Origin of the sequence: Legionella bononiensis (assembly GCF_016786215.1) — a bacterium.
Lineage (GTDB): Bacteria > Pseudomonadota > Gammaproteobacteria > Legionellales > Legionellaceae > Legionella > Legionella bononiensis.
The window spans coordinates 107,612-125,278 of sequence record NZ_JADOBG010000011.1; the positions used below are offsets into that span (position 1 = coordinate 107,612).

Genomic DNA, 17,667 nt, shown 5'->3' on the forward strand with positions numbered 1-17,667 from the left:
TAAGGAGCGTTGAGGAGCTATCCCCATTGATTCGTTACTAATTATATTGTAAGTTTGATTTCGATAATCAGTGAGGTTCAATCAGGAACAACTCAGGGGAAGTTGGGAGTATTTGATAATTTGTCAACACTCACTGGAATTAACAAGTCGTAAAGGAGTTATTACAATGGATAAGAAAGAGACAACCAAACAATCTGTGAGCTGGTACCATCTTTTAAATTGGAGTACTGCATACCGAGGTTACAATGCATTAATCGCAGGTCTTGTTATGCTTGAATACATCAATAACCCTGAAGCAGCAGCAATTGAATATCTTCCTGATGTTGCTGTTCATGCATTTGAAGCAATAGCCCCTAATTCATTAAACAATTTGGCAATAACGGCAAATTTTACCAGAGGAATACAAGCAGGCTTGGCATTTTTTTCAGGGAATTCGACTATCCCAAGCGCGGCTAATATTGCTGATGTATTCAACCATGGGCTCAGTGTTTATCGCAGACTGTCTTAATTAATTGGACAAGAGCATCGATTTAGAATTGATCCCATTGATTTCATAATAAACTATGACCGACTGTAATGAAGTAATTGTTCTACTGTATCTTTTTGATTGTCAGTCAAATAACAACTCTTCATTACGTTAATGAGTTCTTCTTTTGAATAAAGACGCAATCCTCTGGCTTTGAAAAGTTCCAACTCCTCTACTGTAGGAAATGAATAAAATCCTTTATCGGTTGCATTTTGAACCAAAACCGATAGTGATTCATTTCTTGATAGTTTAAGTAAATTAGTCGTGACGAGTTCAACTCCAATGGGAATCAGAGCGAGGACGTTGTGCATCATGGATCGTGTATAATCAATAGAGCAGGTTCGTGAATCGATAATAGAGCCTTCATCCAATTGTTCGGATACTCGAAGCAAGGTGATGCCATAGTGTTGTTCCTGATTCAACATGGCTGCAAACAGAGGCATAATTCCTCTGTATTGTGGCAACAAACCAGGATGAACATTCCATAAATAATGTTCGTTTGAACGAGTAAAGTAATCGATAAGCTGTGCATCAAGTTTGACAATACATCTTATAGAAATAACCACATCAATCTTCCAATTCTTTGCTTGTTCTAAAATAAATTGGGACGCTTTTTTATTATCAATAGAGGGACAAAATGCATAATTGATAGCATATTTTTGAACCAAGGCATCTAATCCTGCATATTTACCCTCATTCCGATGATTTTTAAGGAACGGAATTAGAACCTCACTAAATAAGGTTCGCTCATAGAAAATTAATTGGTTTATATCTTCTTGTATTTTTTCGGGCTTAAATGCCAATTCGTTCTTAAATACCAAAAAAGATGCTTTTAAATGAGTTTTTGCCCATTTAATGCATATCTCATTTGCCATATTATAAGAATATAAATCGCTGCCTATAAGAAAAAGTACATTCATCGAATTCTCTTTAAAGATCCTATAATTGACTAGGTAGACTCCAATTAACTCCAAATAAAAGTTAGTACAATTTATCTACTCTATTAATTATGAGGAACTTTATCTATGGATGTCGCATCATTAAAAATATATAGACTAAACTATAAATTACCACAACCTCTTTGTATTGCTACTTATACCTGGACTCACTTAGAAAACATTATAGTCCAACTTCATTATCATGATTTGATTGGCATTGGTGAAGCGGCTCCCTTTGTCCTGATGACAGGTGAATCATTCGATGATGTTGTTTCGCAACTACAGAAGGTTAAAGATCACCCTATTGATCCGAATGCCGCACCTCACGTTTTTTATCAATTTCTCAAGGATCAGGTTAAGAGTTCTCATGCTTCTGCTGCTTTAGATAGTGCTTTTCATGACTTAGTAGGAAAAATAAACAATAAACCTGTATACAGGCTTTTTGGCAATGAGACGAAGCGCACCCCCAATAGTTTAACTATACCTATTTTAGATTTAGAAGAAACCCAAGATTTTGCGTTGTCTATTCTTAATAATCATCCCCAGGTTCAACTCATAAAGATTAAAATGGATCTTAATACGATTAATCTCAAAACAACGGAATTAATTAAACGTATATTTGCTAAAGACGTATCTTATGTGATTGATCCCAATCAAAGTTTTAAAGATGCACAACAAGCAATTGAAGTATTAAAAGAAATGCAATCGATTTTAAAATCGGTAATTGCGGTTGAACAACCTGTAGCAAAATACGATTATCAAGGATTATTGGAGATAAAAAATCAGCTTGGTGGCATTCAGATTTATGCTGATGAGAGCATCGTGGGCATGGATGATCTGGAAGAGCTTATTCGTTTGAAGGCGGTCAATGGAATTAATATCAAAATCCAAAAAGCAGGCGGAATTTGGAAAGCACGTCTTATGGCGCAAAGAGCTCATGAAGCAGGATTAAAGGTAATGGTTGGATGTATGATGGAAAGCCCTTTGGGTGTGGCAGCAGGCATTCATTTTGCAGCATCAATGCCTAATATCGCATTTACTGATTTAGATAGTGACTTATTTTTATTTAAAGATTTAAAGAATCCTGTTTTTACTCAATTACCCTACATTCAGGGTATGAGAATACCCTTCGAAAAGCCTGGTTTAGGAATAGAGATTAATGAGTCTGTTCTGCATCATCTGGCAAAACAAAATGAACTGATTTATGAAGAACTGTAAGGTTCTGATTGTATTTTTACCAGAGGTGCATTTTTTAAGCTGAGAAAATCGTGATAGAGAGGATCAAAGCGCGAGTTGCTTAATATCATTGTCGCCGCAATATTAGAGGGTTTAACTAAAATATCGTATTCTCCACTGGGCTGCATTTGAATTAATTCTCCAGGCTTTACATTCCATTCAATACTCAACTCACTATTCAGTTTGGGTAATTCAAGACTCAAAACGATTCCATTTTTTTTAGGAACATAACAAAAAAAAGCAAACTCAGTTATTGGTTGGGTTTGAATGGTTAAGGGTCTTTGCAGTCTTAACATAAAATGAGCCAATTCGAGATTAACTCCTGTCATGCGTTCAATCATGGTCACAACCAAGGCCCCAGAGGGCCTTGCGGCTATCTCCAAAAAAACGACTTCATTATTTTGTGTCAGAAACAATTCACAATGAGTCACTCCATCAGGTGGTTGTAACGAGGCAATGATCTGTTGATGCACTACGTTCAATTGGTTCCAACGCGAATCATGTTCAGGAAGCACGATACTGCCCGTTGGATAGCCCTCTTTAAACAATGCCATAGGCCATAGGTATTCTGAAATGGAAACAAATCGAATTTCCTTATTTTCCACAATCGCATCACAATGAAATAAAGTTCCCTCAATAAACTCTTCAATTTGAAAGGAGATTTCTGAATGTGCTATTTGCTCAACATAAGCGAACCAGTCGTTTCTATTATGTATTTTCTTAAAACTGGCGCTACCGTATAATGCAATCGGTTTTACAGCAAAAGGATAGTTGAATTTTTTTTCCAGCTCAGTGATGTAACGCACTTTATCGGTAATATATTCTTCTCTATTAAACACCTGGTGATATGGAGTACGAATTCCTTGAGCATCTAATGTATTTTTCATGACAATTTTATCAATAAATTTAATTAAGACTTGTTCTCCTTCTCCGTTTAATCCTAAATAATCAATAAGCTTTCCAACAACAAGGATGCATGCTTCGTCGTTGGTCACTAATCTTAATTGGTTACGACTTATTTCATTTAAATAATGTTCAACTAAGGGTAATGTAGTCTCGAACGATATGGGATCAATCACATGAATTTTTTCAAAAAAAATCTTTTGCTCTTCATTTAATTGGGCATAAATCGTTGAATTAATGAATAAAATGCTGCGAGTTTCAGAACACTTTAATACACTCAAATCACTTTTAAAAGGGGTTATGGCATTAAAAAAAATAGCAACTGAGTTCATTTTATCCCTCTACATTCCAAGTAACGACTATGCTCCTGTTGTAATTATATGGCTAAATTTAAAATCATGTAGCCCGATATCACTCTTTATTATCAATCCTAACCCCATTAGACTAATGACTTATTCCAGACAAAAACGAAAACCAATGCAGAAACTTCCTAAAGAATTCTATCAAAGAGACACGGTACAGGTTGCCAAAGACCTATTAGGAAAAGTTCTGGTACATCATGATGAAGGGGTAATCCGTATCGGTAAAATAGTAGAAGTGGAGGCTTATGTTGGACAACAGGATTTAGCGTCGCATTCGTCGAAAGGGATAACCAAACGTACTGAAGTGATGTATGGGCCTGCTGGATTTGCATACATTTATCTGATCTATGGAATGTACTATTGCACTAACGTGGTTACAGAGAAAGAAGGTGTTGGTTCAGCGGTATTAATAAGGGCACTGGAACCTGTGCAAAATACCATTGGAAGAACTCAGGGGCCTGGATTATTATCCAGGGCCATGAATATTGATAAAAGTTTGAATCGACATGATTTAACTGGCGACACTTTTTATCTAGCGGACACTAATGATCAAACCAACTTCACGATAATGGAAAAACCCAGAATAGGCGTTCACTATGCTAAAGATTGGACTGATAAATTATTAAGGTTTTATATAAAAGATAATGCGTTTATTTCCAAACCTTGATATCCAGTACAACGTTACACTAGCTGTAATAACCAATTTTCACATGAACCTGATAATATTTGACTTTGTTATTATCGATAAAGCCTCTGGTTTCCAACACTTCAAACCATTCCAGTTTTCCATGAGATTTTGCCGCCATTATTGCATTATCAATGGCCTTCTCTATACTTTCCTGCGAAGTACCAATTAATTCAATTAATCGATATACTTTATCCGTCATTTTACTTACTCCCTAAATTAATTTGATCCTGTGCTTTTGCAATAGCTTTACGAATAGATTGAGATTCTTCAGATTGTTCTGGCGCCATAACTAACAGGCGTTGCCAATAAGCTATCGCATCTTTGTAATCATGACTCATGTAAGCGTTCATGGCAAGCATGGCTAGCGCATCGGGTTGATTAGGATTCTTGTTCAATAGATTCTTAAATACATCTATAATCTCAGCACTAAATTGTTGATTGTTCATCAACCAGAGACTGTGCGCATAATTCACGGCATACTGTTCATCTTCTGGATTTAAACGATGCGCTTTAGCAAAGGCTTGAGCCGCATTGTTTGTCTCATTTTGACTGGTATATAACCTACCCAATAAATACCACCCTTTGGCACTCTTTGGACTGTCATCCAGTTTTGCTCTCAATTTATCGATCAATTCCTGAGGGCTTTTAATTGATTTAAGCACTTGTTGAGCGCGTTGCCGGGATTCATTTTGATGAATATAATCCTGCCACTCTGCAAAACCACCCCAAAAATAATAACTGGTAGAAGCCATCAAAAAAATTATCGGCACCAGCACGATACGGGTCAATAAATTACACTTTAAGGGATAAATTATCAGAATACTTGCAGCAATGGTTATTAAAACCAAAATACTGATTAACCACCATTCATTCATAGGATCTTCGCTTAAAACATGTTCGCCAAAAAATCAGGAAGCCCAGCAATAAAAAGACAAATGGGCCAAACCATAGTAATAATGTAACTGCCTTTACTGGCGGTTTAAAAAGAATAAAATCACCGTACCGGGAAGTCAGGTAGTCATTGATCTCACTATCGCTTTTGCCTTCTTGAACCAAGTGATAGACCTGTAAACGTAAATCCTTAGCCAATTCGGCATTTGAATCTGCCAAATCCTGGTTCTGACAGACCAAACATCGCAAATCTTTTAATAAATGATTAAATTGAGCTTCCTTTCTAGCTGAATCCAGAGGGTATGCGCTGTTGGCAAAACCGACAGGCATGTTCAATAAAATAACTAAACTGAAGCATAATAAATAAGCTGCTCTCATCAAACCTGCTCCAATTTCTTCATTAGAGGCATTATATCTTTTGACCATACCTCTTGATTCATTATCCCAACATGTCGATAACGAATAATACCTTGTTTATCAATAACAAAAGTCTCAGGTGCTCCATAAACGCCTAGATCAATTGCAACCTTGCCTTCGGTATCCTGAGCCACCAGTTTATAAGGATTACCCCATTGCTCTAACCACCGCAGTGCATCTGCCGATTTATCTTTATAATTTAACCCGTAAACCGGCACCCCTTCACGTGCCAATTGCAGCATAAAAACCTGTTCTTCAACACAGGCTTCACACCAACTGGCCCAGACATTAAGCAAGACGACCTGATTTCGCAATTGACTTGAACTGAATGTCGCCTCAGGATTTTGGAGTTGCGGTAAAGTAAATTCGGGGACTGTCTTTCCAAGCTGAACCGAGGGTAATTGATGCGGATCTAAAGATAGGCCACGCCAAAGAAAGAAACTCAATAATAAAAACAGAACAACTGGAATTATTCTCCATCCAATAGTTTTCATGCCTCTAACTCCTGAGCGCGAACAGCAACTGCTTTTCTGCTTTTATAATACCTTCTATCAGTCAAGGCCAGAAAACCGCCAGCAAGAATCATAAATCCTCCCCCCCAGATCCAGCGTACAAAAGGTTTATAATAAAGTCGTACAGACCAGGAGTTATCGGTCAGTGGCTCACCCAAAGCGACGTAGATGTCTCTAAATGGGGTCACGTCTATGGCTGACTCAGTCATAGCCATCTGTCCAATAGAGTACACTCTTTTTTCAGGATAGATCAGACTGGCTTTGTCATTAAGGGTGATTTTAAACTCGGCTCTTGCTCCTTTATAGTTGGGTCCAACCAAATCAGATTGATTAATAAATTCTATTTGATATCCAGCAAGAGAAACTTTAGTGCCAGGCGACATCTGGACATCGTCCTGCACTCCATAGGCAGTGGAAACCGCAACACCAATAACGGAAGCGGCAACGCCACAATGTGCCACTACCATGCCCCAATAGGCTTGACCAACTCCATCAAGACCTCGTTCCTTGATGCGCCGAATTACGGCATTCAATGTACTCAATAAAACCCAGAAGGCCAACATCAAGCCCATTAAGGCTGATCCATCAAAATGGCTGGATGTAACCCACAATAAACCAACAGGTACTACCAGACTAACAAGAGCGGTCCAGTTTAGTCTTCTGTATACTGCCCTCCAACCATCACTATTCCACTTTAAATGAATCCCGATACCCATGATCAACAACATCGGGATCATCAACGGAACGAATACCGCATTAAAATACGGAGCTCCTACAGAAAGTTTACCCAGTCCCAAACCTTCAACCAATAAGGGATATACTGTACCCATTAGTACGGTGAGCATAATGACAACCAGAAAAACGTTGTTTAGGAGTAATGCACTCTCCCGAGACAAAGGACTGGGACTGTTGCCAGTCTGCAGTGTTTGTGCGCGAAACAAAAACAGGAGTAATGAACCACCAATTACAATCAGCAGAAAACCCAAAATAAACAAGCCACGCTGTGGGTCCACAGCAAAAGCATGCACTGAGGTTAATACTCCAGAACGAACAAGAAAAGTTCCAATGAGGCTTAAAGAGAACGCAGCAATTGCCAATAGCATGGTCCAGGCTTTAAATTGTTGACGTTGTTCGGTCACGGCAAGAGAATGAAGCAATGCAGTACCGACTAGCCAGGGCATGAATGAAGCATTCTCAACAGGATCCCAGAACCACCAACCGCCCCAACCTAACTCTCGGTAGGCCCACCAGCTTCCCAGCGTTATGCCTGCTGTTAAACAACACCAGGCGGCCAAAGTCCATGGCCTGGTCCATTTAGACCAGCTGGCTTCAACTTTACCGGCCCACAAAGCAGCAATGGCAAAAGCAAAAGCCACAGAAAAACCGACATACCCCATGTACAACATGGGTGGATGAAACAGGAATCCTGGATCCTGTAATAATGGATTCAGATCACGCCCCTGAGTATTTAAAACTTGAAATTGGCGTAAAAAAGGATTTGATGTAGTCAATAAAAAGAGAATGAAACCTATACTCAGCCATCCCAATACCACCAATACCCGAGTACGCATTTCCTTGTCCAGGCTGGAACTTAAATATCCTACCAGAATCATCCAGAAACTAAGAATAGCGACCCATAAAAGCATGGAGCCTTCATGCCCACCCCAGACAGCACAGAGTTTATAAAACCAGGGCAATAAAATACTGGAATTACTCACTACATATAAAACAGAGAAATCATCACTTAAAAAGCAAAAAGTTAAGCAAATATAGGCAAGACTGACAAACAGAAACTGCAATCCGGCATAGGTTTTAGCTGAATCCATCCAGGCTTCACGCTTCAGATATAAACCCGCCAAAGGAATTATCGCCAGCATGAGGGCAACAATCAATGCCAGGATTAACGAAAAAAGGCCAATTTCTGCTATCATGAATTCACCTTTTTAGCCAAAGCTGCTTTAACTTCTGGAGGCATATAATTGGCATCGTGTTTTGCTAACACCTGACTGGCTCGAAAATGGTGCAAATCAATGACCTCACCTTCGGCGACTATTCCCTGACCTTCCCGAAATAAATCAGGGAGTATACCTTTATAAGTTACAGTGATGGTTTTATTAAAATCTGTAATTTTAAATTGAACTTCCAAGCCTTCCTTAGCTCTTATGATACTGTTTTTTTCAACCATTCCCCCTACACGAACAGGATGAGCCAGCGGCGCTTCTCCGGCTATGACCTGGGTTGGGGTATAAAATAAACTAATATTTTGTCTTAGAGCATATAACACCAGACCAGAGGCTATAGCTAAAATCGACATAAAAAAAAGTATCATGAGTAACTTACGCTTTCTTGCCGGGTTCATAAATTTTATCTCTTAAACCATCGTTGCAGTTTTTGACGAGTACGAGTTTTTTGCCGTTTAATGCCATAAAGATTCATTATCAAGACAAAACCAACCAGTCCGTAGGCAGGCCAAACATAAGCAGAATAACCACCCATTGCCAACCATTCAAAAAATGGGTTCATTAACGCTCTCCTTCGAATTGAATTTTAACCCAGGCTTGTTTCTTTTCCCTGATTAACAATTCATTTCGTGCCTTTTCCAAAATAATCCATAAACAATAGAAGAAAAATCCAATCAGAGTAAACAATAATGGATATAACATACTGCTTTCGATTTTAGGTTTTGCAAACGCGGATAAGGTAGCCCCTTGATGCAAAGTATTCCACCAGTACACTGAGTAATGAATAATAGGTAAATCAATCAAGCCGACCAAAGTGAGTATTGCAATGATTTTATCTCCGTCTTCCTTATTTTTTACTGCATGATGAGTTGCTAAAATAGCAGCATAAAGCAATAAAAGGACTAATTCAGACGTCAATCGTGCATCCCAAACCCACCAGGCTCCCCACATGGGCTTACCCCAAATACTGCCAGTTACCAGCGCGAGAAAAGCCATACAAAGACCCAATTGAGCAACCAGGCTAATCAGCAAACCAGCAATTTTAATACGCCAAACTAAAAGCAAAACGGCCAAAAAGCCCATCCAGGCATACAGAGCCATTGAGAGGAATGCGCTTGGGACATGTACATAAATTATACGAAACGCATCGCCTTGTTGATAATCAGGTGGAGCAAATACAAGTCCCCAAATAACACCAATGATTATCGTCAGCAATGCACCTGTCGCTAACCAGGGAATAATTCGCCCTGAAAGAGTGTAAAATGTTTTAGGTGAGGCTAATTGATATAAAAACTTCCACATAGGAAACAATAAAATCAGAAAAAAGAATCGGATTTTACCATGTCTCAGTGCTTTCGCAAAATATACCGGACAGATGCATTAATCGACCTGACTGATTCGAACTACTCCCGAAATAGCATAAGGCAAAAAACCTGCTGCAATTAAGGACATAGCCAGTAATAATGCCAAATACCCATTGATTGGCAGTCCCTGCATGGCAATGTTTAAAGTTCCACTGCCAAATATGAGTAAAGGAAGAGTTAAAGGCAATAATATCAATGCCATTAAGGCTCCCCTTTGATTCACTCCAACACCAAAAGCAGCCGCCAGTGCGCACAGATAGAATAATGCCGGTGTACCGCAGAGCAGACTAAGGACCAATATCCAGGTTTCCCATACAGAAAAAGAAAATAAAACTGCTACCAAAGGAGACAGCAATAACAAAGGTATCAAATTAAATAACCAATGCGCCAAAACTTTTGCGCTGACTATAAGGCTCAGCGATTGACCTGAAACCAGCCATTGCTCGATAACACCGTGTTCATAGTCTTGTTGAAACAGTCTCTCCGCTGAGAGTAACATGGAGAGTAAAATAGCCATCCATATTAAACCGGGTGCTATAGTTCTCATCAGCTGAACTTCTGGTCTTATCGTTAAAGGAAAAATAAAGAGCAACATTAAAAAAAATAAACAGGAATTAACCAAATATCTGATTTGCCGCATCTGGATTAACCATTCACGCTTGAATTGGGTTACAAATAATACAAAGCAGGAATTCACAGATGATACTCCAAATAGTCATTATCGCTTAAAGGCAAATTTTGGTGCGAAGTAAGTAATACCGTGCCGCCTTGTAATCGATGCTGTTCTATTTTATTCATCAGTGTCATCAGCGCTGTATGATCTAGAGCCACCAAGGGTTCATCCAACAACCATAGTGCTTTATCCGACATCCATAATCGAAGAAGACCCACCTGTCTTCTTTGCCCCGCAGAAAGCAAACCACAAGGTTGATCTAAAAATCGCTCTAGGTGAAACAGTGCAGCCAGTTCAGTGATATTGGTTTTGTTATCCCCATAATTCAGATCAAACAGACAATTTTCTTTCAGGGTAAGGTAAGGGTTTATTCCTGTTTTATGACCTACAAAACATAGTTCTTTTTGATATGCAGCACGTTGTTTGGATATAGGTTGGCCAGCAAAACAAATCCGACCCTGCGAAGGTTGATGCAATCCCGCGATTAACTTGAGTAAGGTGGTTTTTCCGGCTCCATTGGCCCCTTTCAAATGCAATAGTCCACCCTGGGGCACTTTAAAAGAAACATGATGTAACAGAGGTTGTTCCTGGTAATCAAAATCAAGATCGATAACTTCAAGCATAGGAGTGTATTTTTACCATAAAAAGTGAGACTAACTATAAATAAAAGACAAAACAAGTTTTTTAACTCTCAAACCCTTTATTTTCCCGATTTTTGTCTTGCGAAGTCCCCCTATGATCGCCATAATCTGTTTTATTTATTTAAAGGTCGACAATGGAATTTCTAAGTGAATACGGTATGTTTCTCCTTAAATGCTTTACCCTGGTGATTGCATTTTTAATACTCATCGGTGGCATCTTTTCTATAGGCCGTAAACCCAAACCAAAATTGGAAATTACTTCTCTAAATGAACAATATGACCACATTCAGTCGTTAATGAACAAAGAAATTCTGGGCAAAAAAATAAGTAAGAAGAAAAAAAGTAAAGAAAAACAACCAACTCTATACGTCATTGATTTCAGTGGCGATATAAAAGCTTCACAAGTCGAACAACTCCGTGAAGAAATTACCTCCATCCTGAGTATCGCCAAACCTGAAGATGAAGTTTTAATAAGATTGGATAGTCCTGGAGGTGCTGTTAATGGTTATGGGCTTGCAGCGTCTCAATTACAAAGAATACGTGAAAAGAACATTCCTTTGACAGTCAGTATAGATAAAGTAGCTGCAAGCGGAGGCTATTTAATGGCTTGTGTAGCCAATCAAATTATTGCTGCTCCATTTGCAATCATTGGTTCAATTGGTGTTGTGGCTCAAATCCCTAATTTTCACCGCTGGCTAAAGAAAAATGATATTGATATTGAATTATTAACTGCTGGTGAATACAAACGAACCTTAACTCTTTTTGCTGAAAATACAGATAAAGGTCGGAAAAAATTTCAGGAAGATCTGGAAAAAATACATACTGCATTTAGAGATTATGTTCTAATGAATAGAAGCCAACTGGATATGGATAAGGTTTCCACTGGTGAGCATTGGCTGGCAACAGATGCGTTTCAACTCAGCCTGGTAGATAAACTTTCCACCAGTGATGAATATCTTGTCGAAAAAATGGGACGCTACAAAGCATTTAAAGTAACCGTCCAACCGAAATCAACGTTAATGAATAAACTGCTTAAACCTGCCATGAACTTGATGCATCCCTGGGCTTAAATGAACAGTTCGGTGTTATGATAAAGGAAGATCAACAAAAGCTTTAATATGAGTATATAATTATATAATCAATCTATTTTCTGCAAGGGAGTGAAACATGAGCGATTTTAAATCCAAGCTGCCTGATTTTAAAGAATTATCTTCAATGACCAGTAAACTCTTTAAAGGCATAAAGAACAGTGTTGAAGAGATAATTCAAGACTACAAACATAAAAGAGAAAATCAAGAAGCATCTGGCGAAGAGGTAAAAACTGAAGCCGTTAAGACTGAAGAAGTAAAAACTGCTGAGGTCAAAACTGAAACGACCAAGACAACCGAAAAAACTGAAGAAGAATCTACTGAGAACAAGCCTTAGTACAAAAACTAAGGCTTAATTCCAATTTCACCTGTGACCATACCTCTGCATAATTTCGGTAGTAATTGATCCGTGTTAAAACAGGTTCAGAGCAAATCAACTTAAAATTGACGCATTAGTTGGAGTCATTCCAGCTAATTTCGCAGTTTTTCTTATTAAATGACTTTCTTTTGGATGTAAATAACCAGCTTGCTCTTCAAGTTGAACCAAATCATCATAAATTGTATCAAGCGATTCACGATCCTTCGAAAATATTCGAATCGTACCGTAAGGATTGTAATCCCCCATTGCCTGTTCGTTTTTTAATCCGCTACTGATTGTTAAAATAAGCTCTAGATTAGGCCGCCTTTCATAGAGTCGCACCAGTGTTTCATGAATTTCCTGAGTTGTAGCTGAAGTTACATCTATGGCACAAATGCGATCCTTTTTATCAATTAAAGCAATTTCATCCTCCATTTCATCATGTGTAGTATTGCAATGATTCACATCAAAGAATCCGACATTTGTCTGCACTCTTTTTTTATTTTGATCATGACTGTAATCAATAGGGATTGGATGAGCGGCTAATGCCTCATCTGTTTCATAATACATTTGACTTGCACTAAATGTCAGATACAAGGGATCAATTTTATATTTGTCATGCAAGTATTTTCTGCTAACGGCATGGATTAGTTGAATTGCTCTCATCCCTGTTGCAGTAATCAATTTTTTTGCATGAACAGTCTGCGGCTTGCCTTTAATTTCAAGCTCACCTTCATCTTCTGAGTCAGAGCCATTACCATCCTTAACCGAATTATCCCTCCCAGGCTGAAAAATAAAATTGGCAACCCACGCTTCAAAACAAGAGTGGAAATCTTCAGTCACTTTTTTACTGACAAGAGTCTTGATTTCTCTTTTTGTAACTCCCAAGCGCTCTGCCATTTCTTCTGCAAGTGTCCAAAACTCATCATCCACAACTTTTTGGGCCTTAGCCCATTCATACGATTTTAAATCCTCAGAATCCAATTGAACAGAAAGGGATTGACCATTTAATTTAATGGATTGAAGTACTTTTTTTACTGGCTCTACAAAAGCTTTATCAAAGGCTTTTGTATCTTTAAATAGATCGTCTAATGGCTTCTCAAGACAGGCATTTTGAATCAAATCGACCAAACATTCTTTAACTACTGATTTCCTGAACATTTGACTCGCAAACGATTTGTTTGAGCTATCACCGGGAGCCCATAACGTATCCCAAAGTGTATCTTTAAGACATATGTTTACTGGCTTTGTTTTTGTTGATTTTTTTTCATTATAATTGTTCAAGGTATTAGTCAATGCCACTGATTTAAATGGAATTTTAAAAGCTTTTGAATTCTTGACAATTTTTTGCAAATAGATAATTGCATCAATAACGCAATCTGCATAAGGTTTTGGAGTTAATCCAAGATTAACACGCACACTTTCCCCGCACTCTGCAACTGAAGGCCTCAAACATCCAAAACTGGATCGGTGCACCATTTCAATATTAATTCCTCGTTCATAAGCAAGGGTATTGGCCAGAGCAATTAGATAAACCGATAAGAATTCACTCCAAATTTTAGGATTTTTTTCACGAACCGGTTTAGGTAAGGAAAACAAAACGCATGTATAATTATTATCAGCGTTAATCAGAAAATCAGGATCTTTTGTTTTGACTTGAGCAACAACATAAGCAGCCATTTTTTTTTGCTGCTCTAACAGCCTATCGTACCATAACGCCGGTTCAGAAGTTATTGTCGCCTTTTTTACTGGTTTTAAGGCTTTTTTATAGCTCTGAAAATGAAATGGGTTATAAAAATTACCCGTTTTAGGATACATTCCTGTTTTGATTGAATCCTGGTTTCCCTGAAATTTAAACTGGTCTTTAGTCGTTCCTTCGATTTTTTTAAAATCACTTCTATGGTAAGTAGACCATCGCACTGAATCGTTCATCTCAAATAATGACGGATATCTGCAATGAAATTCTGATCGGGGTAAAAAAACTCGTTCGCTTACTGGTAGTATAGTTCCTGAAGCGCCTCGTTTAATTTGAATAATTTTCATGATTACATCTCTCACAGGATAACAAGCTTTATCCCTAAAGACATAATTATTATTGTTCCATAAGCATTTTATCTGCGGTCATTGTATTACATCTCATGTGTTCTTCCAATTAATTTCCTGGTTCATTACACGTGCTCTCAATATTTAATTAAAATGGGATCTCCATACCCCCTCCAAGCGCAGCTTGTCCACATTACGTAGGCGTTTACGGATAATGAAACAAGGTATTATCAACAGACCCTACTTTAACGCTTCTCTGTTACAAACGATTCAGGAGTGCAACAGATGCCAATAGTCTATCGCTCTTCTTTCTCTGGACGAGTCAAGCCATATTTACGCATTTTCTCTACTAATGTTGTCCGTCGCATATTAAGATAACTTGCTGCATGAGCTACTACCCAGTCAGATTCTTCCAGAGCCTGACTAATTAAGGCGAGCTCCGTTTTAACTAAATGTTCCTTCAAATCAATACCATCTGTATTAGACGTTTGATCCTGACTGATGATTTGCAATAAGGTTTCACGCTCAGTACCTGATGAATTCATTTCCATATAAGACAGTTTGTATTCACCTTGAAAGCGTTGGGGTAAATCATTTTTACATACAATACCATTAGGATATAAAATTGATAATCGTTCCACTAAATTTGCCAACTCACGAACATTTCCCGGCCAGCTGTAATTACATAATGCATCCATAGCATCAGGCATTAATCGAACAGTTGGCCTGTGTTCGCCTTCAATACGCGAGATAAGTTCATTAAATAAAAGCACTACATCGGCACTTCTACTTCTCAGTGGTGGCATTTCAATAGGAAATACATTGAGCCTATAGAATAAATCCTCTCTGAATTTACCTTCCTGAATTGCAACCTCCAAATTTCGATGGGTTGCTGCAATGATTCGAACGTTCACATCAATGCTCTTGTTCGATCCCACTCGCTCAAAACATCGTTCCTGTAAAACTCTAAGCAGTTTCACCTGCATGGCTAAAGGCATATCGCCAATTTCATCAAGAAACAGTGTTCCTCCGTTAGCTAATTCAAAACGACCTTGTCTTGATGTAATAGCCCCGGTAAAAGCTCCTTTTTCATGACCAAATAATTCACTTTCTAATAATTCTCCAGGAATAGCGCCGCAGTTAATTGGAATAAACGGCTTATTGGATCGTGATGAAAGAGAATGAATATTACGAGCAACAACTTCCTTACCAGTACCTGACTCTCCTAAAATCAATACGCTTGCCTCAGTATTTGCAACCTGCTCAATCAATTTACGAACCTGGCTGATACTTTCACTAGTACCCACTAAGCTACGGAATAAAGGAGTTCTTTGAGTACTCGCAGTAATGAATTTAACGGCTTCTTTAGCAATTTGACAACGATGCAAGGCTTCTAGCATTTGAGCATAACTGAATGGAAAAGAGAGACATGCAACGACATTTCGATCTTCACATTGAACGGAACTTAACTGTTGATCAATAACGATTATCGGAACTTTGGAAAAATGCTTTACCAACGCATCAAGTTCATCCACTGTTTTTTCGAACGTTAATTCTGCACCCAGAATAATTACTCCAGGGTTGGGATTAGTAATAATTTGCCAGTTATTATATTTGCTAACTTCTGTAGCTTGTCCTAAAAAATCAAATATAGTTCGTAATTTGTCACAACGATTTTCATTTTCATCAATGATGTATATTTTCTCATTGTCACTCATAAACCTATCCTTAAGTTCGAGTTAATTTAATTTAAGTATCGGATACGCACTTCACAACTGTCAAACTTCTGACATTAAATTTACTTAACTGTCATAAAAGCTGTCAATTTAAAATTATTAGGGTCGAATAACAATTACTCTACAACACCGACATAAAGCGGTAAAACCGCAATAAGTCGGTTATAAGTGTATGATCATGAAAATATGAATCGTCAACAACCCCTAATGCAATTTAATGAGGGGTTCATCGATAACAAAGTATTGATTTAAAAGCATTACATTGGTGACCAAAACATAACTCCTGACTACCAATTGATTTAGTTGCGCTAATTTGAGCTTCCTTAACAAAACGTTTTGCCTGGAGAAACCCCATTCGACTGCAGAACGAATTAGCGGCTCTTGCTCCACATCCCTTATTCTTGTCATAACACCAATCCACTCTATAATCATTGTATCGAGGATAAACAAATTGTTTCTCACGATAATGATAGGGTTTAGGCGGATTATGTGATAAACCAATGGAACAACTAATGGTCATAAATCCGTTGCAACGCCAACCTTTGCATTGTGCTCTGCTGGCTAAATAATTCGTTAACCCAACATTATAAGCAATCACATTTTGACTGGAATAATCATAGCCCAACATTTGACAATAACGATTAGCAACTTCCTTACCACACTCTTTTCCATCAAAACTGCAATAATCCAGACGCTCTCCAAGGTAAGTTGGATGCCAGATCGTTCTGAATGCTTTATTTTTTAATCCACTCGCATTTGACTGCAGCGAAAAAAAACAAAGCACAAATATAAAGACCAGGAATCTTCTAAAATTGATCATTATAACAATCCTTTAGCAACTATTGTCACATGTTAGCCCAGTATACCGGGCAGGCACAAGAGAGATTGCTACAGGACAGAATAAAAATACAGTGATTCCTGTTGATTTGTTTTAATAAATTCCAATTTGATAGGCTAATGTGAAATTTTCAATTAATTTGGGTGTGTTGATAATTCATCAGATTATTCCCAACGTCCCGTGACTTGTTCCTGAGAGATCCTCATTTTTTTATATATCACCCTCAGCATCCCATCCTCATCACCCTTAGCATCCCATTCTCGTCACTCTCAGCATCCCTTCCTCGTCACTCTCAGCATCCCTTCCTCGTCACTCTCAGCATCCCTTCCTCGTCACCCTTAGCATCCCATCCTCATCACCCTCAGCATCCCTTCTTCGTCACCCTTAGCATCCCATCTTCGTCACCCTCAGCATCCCATTCTCGTCACCCTCCGCGAAGGCGGAGGGCCCAGGTAAGTTCGATACCAAAAAATCCTAAAAAATTCATATCTC

The 17,667-nt window shown here is 38.3% G+C and carries 20 protein-coding genes; 5 read left to right on the forward strand and 15 right to left on the reverse strand.

Annotated features, from left to right (window positions below; translation table 11 throughout):
• Positions 1-166 precede the first annotated feature (166 nt).
• On the forward strand, positions 167-508 hold the full coding sequence (locus IZU94_RS08115; RefSeq protein WP_203109720.1) for a hypothetical protein: 342 nt from the start codon (positions 167-169) through the stop codon (positions 506-508).
• A gap of 53 nt (positions 509-561) precedes the next feature.
• On the opposite strand, the gene IZU94_RS08120 is transcribed toward IZU94_RS08115, so the two are convergent.
• Complete coding sequence (locus IZU94_RS08120; RefSeq protein WP_203109721.1) at positions 562-1,446, reverse strand: formyltransferase family protein; 885 nt, start codon at positions 1,444-1,446, stop codon at positions 562-564.
• A 105-nt stretch (positions 1,447-1,551) separates the two neighbouring features.
• Between IZU94_RS08120 and IZU94_RS08125 the strand changes: the two genes are divergently transcribed.
• Positions 1,552-2,682, forward strand: coding sequence for a mandelate racemase/muconate lactonizing enzyme family protein (locus IZU94_RS08125; RefSeq protein ID WP_203109723.1), 1,131 nt, complete (start codon positions 1,552-1,554; stop codon positions 2,680-2,682).
• Here IZU94_RS08125 and IZU94_RS08130 read toward each other — a convergent pair.
• Positions 2,667-3,935 (reverse strand): ATP-grasp domain-containing protein, encoded by a 1,269-nt coding sequence (locus tag IZU94_RS08130; protein ID WP_203109725.1) that lies wholly within the window; start codon positions 3,933-3,935, stop codon positions 2,667-2,669. The two genes, IZU94_RS08125 and IZU94_RS08130, sit on opposite strands and share 16 nt — an antisense overlap.
• A gap of 145 nt (positions 3,936-4,080) precedes the next feature.
• On the opposite strand from IZU94_RS08130, the gene IZU94_RS08135 reads away from it, so the two are divergent.
• Positions 4,081-4,632, forward strand: coding sequence for a DNA-3-methyladenine glycosylase (locus IZU94_RS08135; RefSeq protein ID WP_203109801.1), 552 nt, complete (start codon positions 4,081-4,083; stop codon positions 4,630-4,632).
• 19 nt (positions 4,633-4,651) lie between these two features.
• Here IZU94_RS08135 and IZU94_RS08140 read toward each other — a convergent pair whose 3' ends face one another.
• Genes IZU94_RS08140 through ccmA form a run of 10 tightly spaced genes read right to left on the reverse strand, consistent with a single transcriptional unit; the run spans position 4,652 to position 11,094 of the window.
• Positions 4,652-4,852, reverse strand: a complete 201-nt coding sequence (locus IZU94_RS08140) for a dodecin (protein ID WP_203109727.1) — start codon at positions 4,850-4,852, stop codon at positions 4,652-4,654.
• Between the two features lies 1 nt (position 4,853).
• Positions 4,854-5,528 carry a tetratricopeptide repeat protein gene (locus IZU94_RS08145; RefSeq protein ID WP_203109729.1) on the reverse strand — a complete coding sequence of 225 codons (675 nt, stop codon included), beginning with the start codon at positions 5,526-5,528 and terminating at the stop codon, positions 4,854-4,856.
• Positions 5,521-5,922 carry a cytochrome c-type biogenesis protein gene (locus IZU94_RS08150; RefSeq protein ID WP_203109731.1) on the reverse strand — a complete coding sequence of 134 codons (402 nt, stop codon included), beginning with the start codon at positions 5,920-5,922 and terminating at the stop codon, positions 5,521-5,523. Before IZU94_RS08150 ends, IZU94_RS08145 begins: the two co-directional genes overlap by 8 nt.
• Entirely contained in the window at positions 5,922-6,455 is a 534-nt protein-coding gene (locus IZU94_RS08155) for a DsbE family thiol:disulfide interchange protein (protein ID WP_203109733.1), read from the reverse strand. The genes IZU94_RS08150 and IZU94_RS08155 overlap by 1 nt, the downstream gene beginning before the upstream one ends.
• Positions 6,452-8,404 carry a heme lyase CcmF/NrfE family subunit gene (locus IZU94_RS08160; RefSeq protein WP_203109735.1) on the reverse strand — a complete coding sequence of 651 codons (1,953 nt, stop codon included), beginning with the start codon at positions 8,402-8,404 and terminating at the stop codon, positions 6,452-6,454. Before IZU94_RS08160 ends, IZU94_RS08155 begins: the two co-directional genes overlap by 4 nt.
• Complete coding sequence (gene ccmE / locus IZU94_RS08165) at positions 8,401-8,832, reverse strand: cytochrome c maturation protein CcmE (protein ID WP_058474253.1); 432 nt, start codon at positions 8,830-8,832, stop codon at positions 8,401-8,403. The genes IZU94_RS08160 and ccmE overlap by 4 nt, the downstream gene beginning before the upstream one ends.
• Before the next feature lie 5 nt (positions 8,833-8,837).
• Positions 8,838-8,996: a heme exporter protein CcmD gene (gene ccmD / locus IZU94_RS08170; RefSeq protein WP_058474252.1), complete on the reverse strand. Its 159-nt coding sequence runs from the start codon at positions 8,994-8,996 to the stop codon at positions 8,838-8,840.
• Positions 8,996-9,769: a heme ABC transporter permease CcmC gene (gene ccmC, locus IZU94_RS08175; RefSeq protein ID WP_500778867.1), complete on the reverse strand. Its 774-nt coding sequence runs from the start codon at positions 9,767-9,769 to the stop codon at positions 8,996-8,998. The genes ccmD and ccmC overlap by 1 nt, the downstream gene beginning before the upstream one ends.
• A 45-nt stretch (positions 9,770-9,814) precedes the next feature.
• Positions 9,815-10,495: a heme exporter protein CcmB gene (gene ccmB, locus IZU94_RS08180; RefSeq protein ID WP_203109737.1), complete on the reverse strand. Its 681-nt coding sequence runs from the start codon at positions 10,493-10,495 to the stop codon at positions 9,815-9,817.
• Positions 10,492-11,094, reverse strand: coding sequence for a cytochrome c biogenesis heme-transporting ATPase CcmA (gene ccmA / locus IZU94_RS08185; protein WP_203109738.1), 603 nt, complete (start codon positions 11,092-11,094; stop codon positions 10,492-10,494). The genes ccmB and ccmA overlap by 4 nt, the downstream gene beginning before the upstream one ends.
• A 152-nt stretch (positions 11,095-11,246) precedes the next feature.
• Here ccmA and sohB point away from each other — a divergent pair, with 152 nt between their 5' ends.
• Complete coding sequence (sohB, locus tag IZU94_RS08190; protein ID WP_203109739.1) at positions 11,247-12,182, forward strand: protease SohB; 936 nt, start codon at positions 11,247-11,249, stop codon at positions 12,180-12,182.
• 97 nt (positions 12,183-12,279) lie between these two features.
• Positions 12,280-12,537 carry a hypothetical protein gene (locus tag IZU94_RS08195; protein WP_203109740.1) on the forward strand — a complete coding sequence of 86 codons (258 nt, stop codon included), beginning with the start codon at positions 12,280-12,282 and terminating at the stop codon, positions 12,535-12,537.
• A gap of 96 nt (positions 12,538-12,633) precedes the next feature.
• On the opposite strand, the gene IZU94_RS08200 is transcribed toward IZU94_RS08195, so the two are convergent.
• The 3 genes from IZU94_RS08200 to IZU94_RS08210 form a co-directional block, all read right to left on the reverse strand.
• A complete protein-coding gene (locus IZU94_RS08200; RefSeq protein ID WP_203109741.1) occupies positions 12,634-14,601 on the reverse strand; it encodes a hypothetical protein in 1,968 nt (655 codons plus the stop codon).
• A gap of 296 nt (positions 14,602-14,897) precedes the next feature.
• The gene (locus IZU94_RS08205) at positions 14,898-16,319 is read right to left on the reverse strand and encodes a sigma-54 dependent transcriptional regulator (RefSeq protein ID WP_203109743.1); all 1,422 of its coding nucleotides are present in this window, start codon (positions 16,317-16,319) and stop codon (positions 14,898-14,900) included.
• Between the two features lie 244 nt (positions 16,320-16,563).
• Positions 16,564-17,157, reverse strand: coding sequence for a hypothetical protein (locus IZU94_RS08210; protein WP_203109745.1), 594 nt, complete (start codon positions 17,155-17,157; stop codon positions 16,564-16,566).
• Positions 17,158-17,667: the final 510 nt, after the last annotated feature.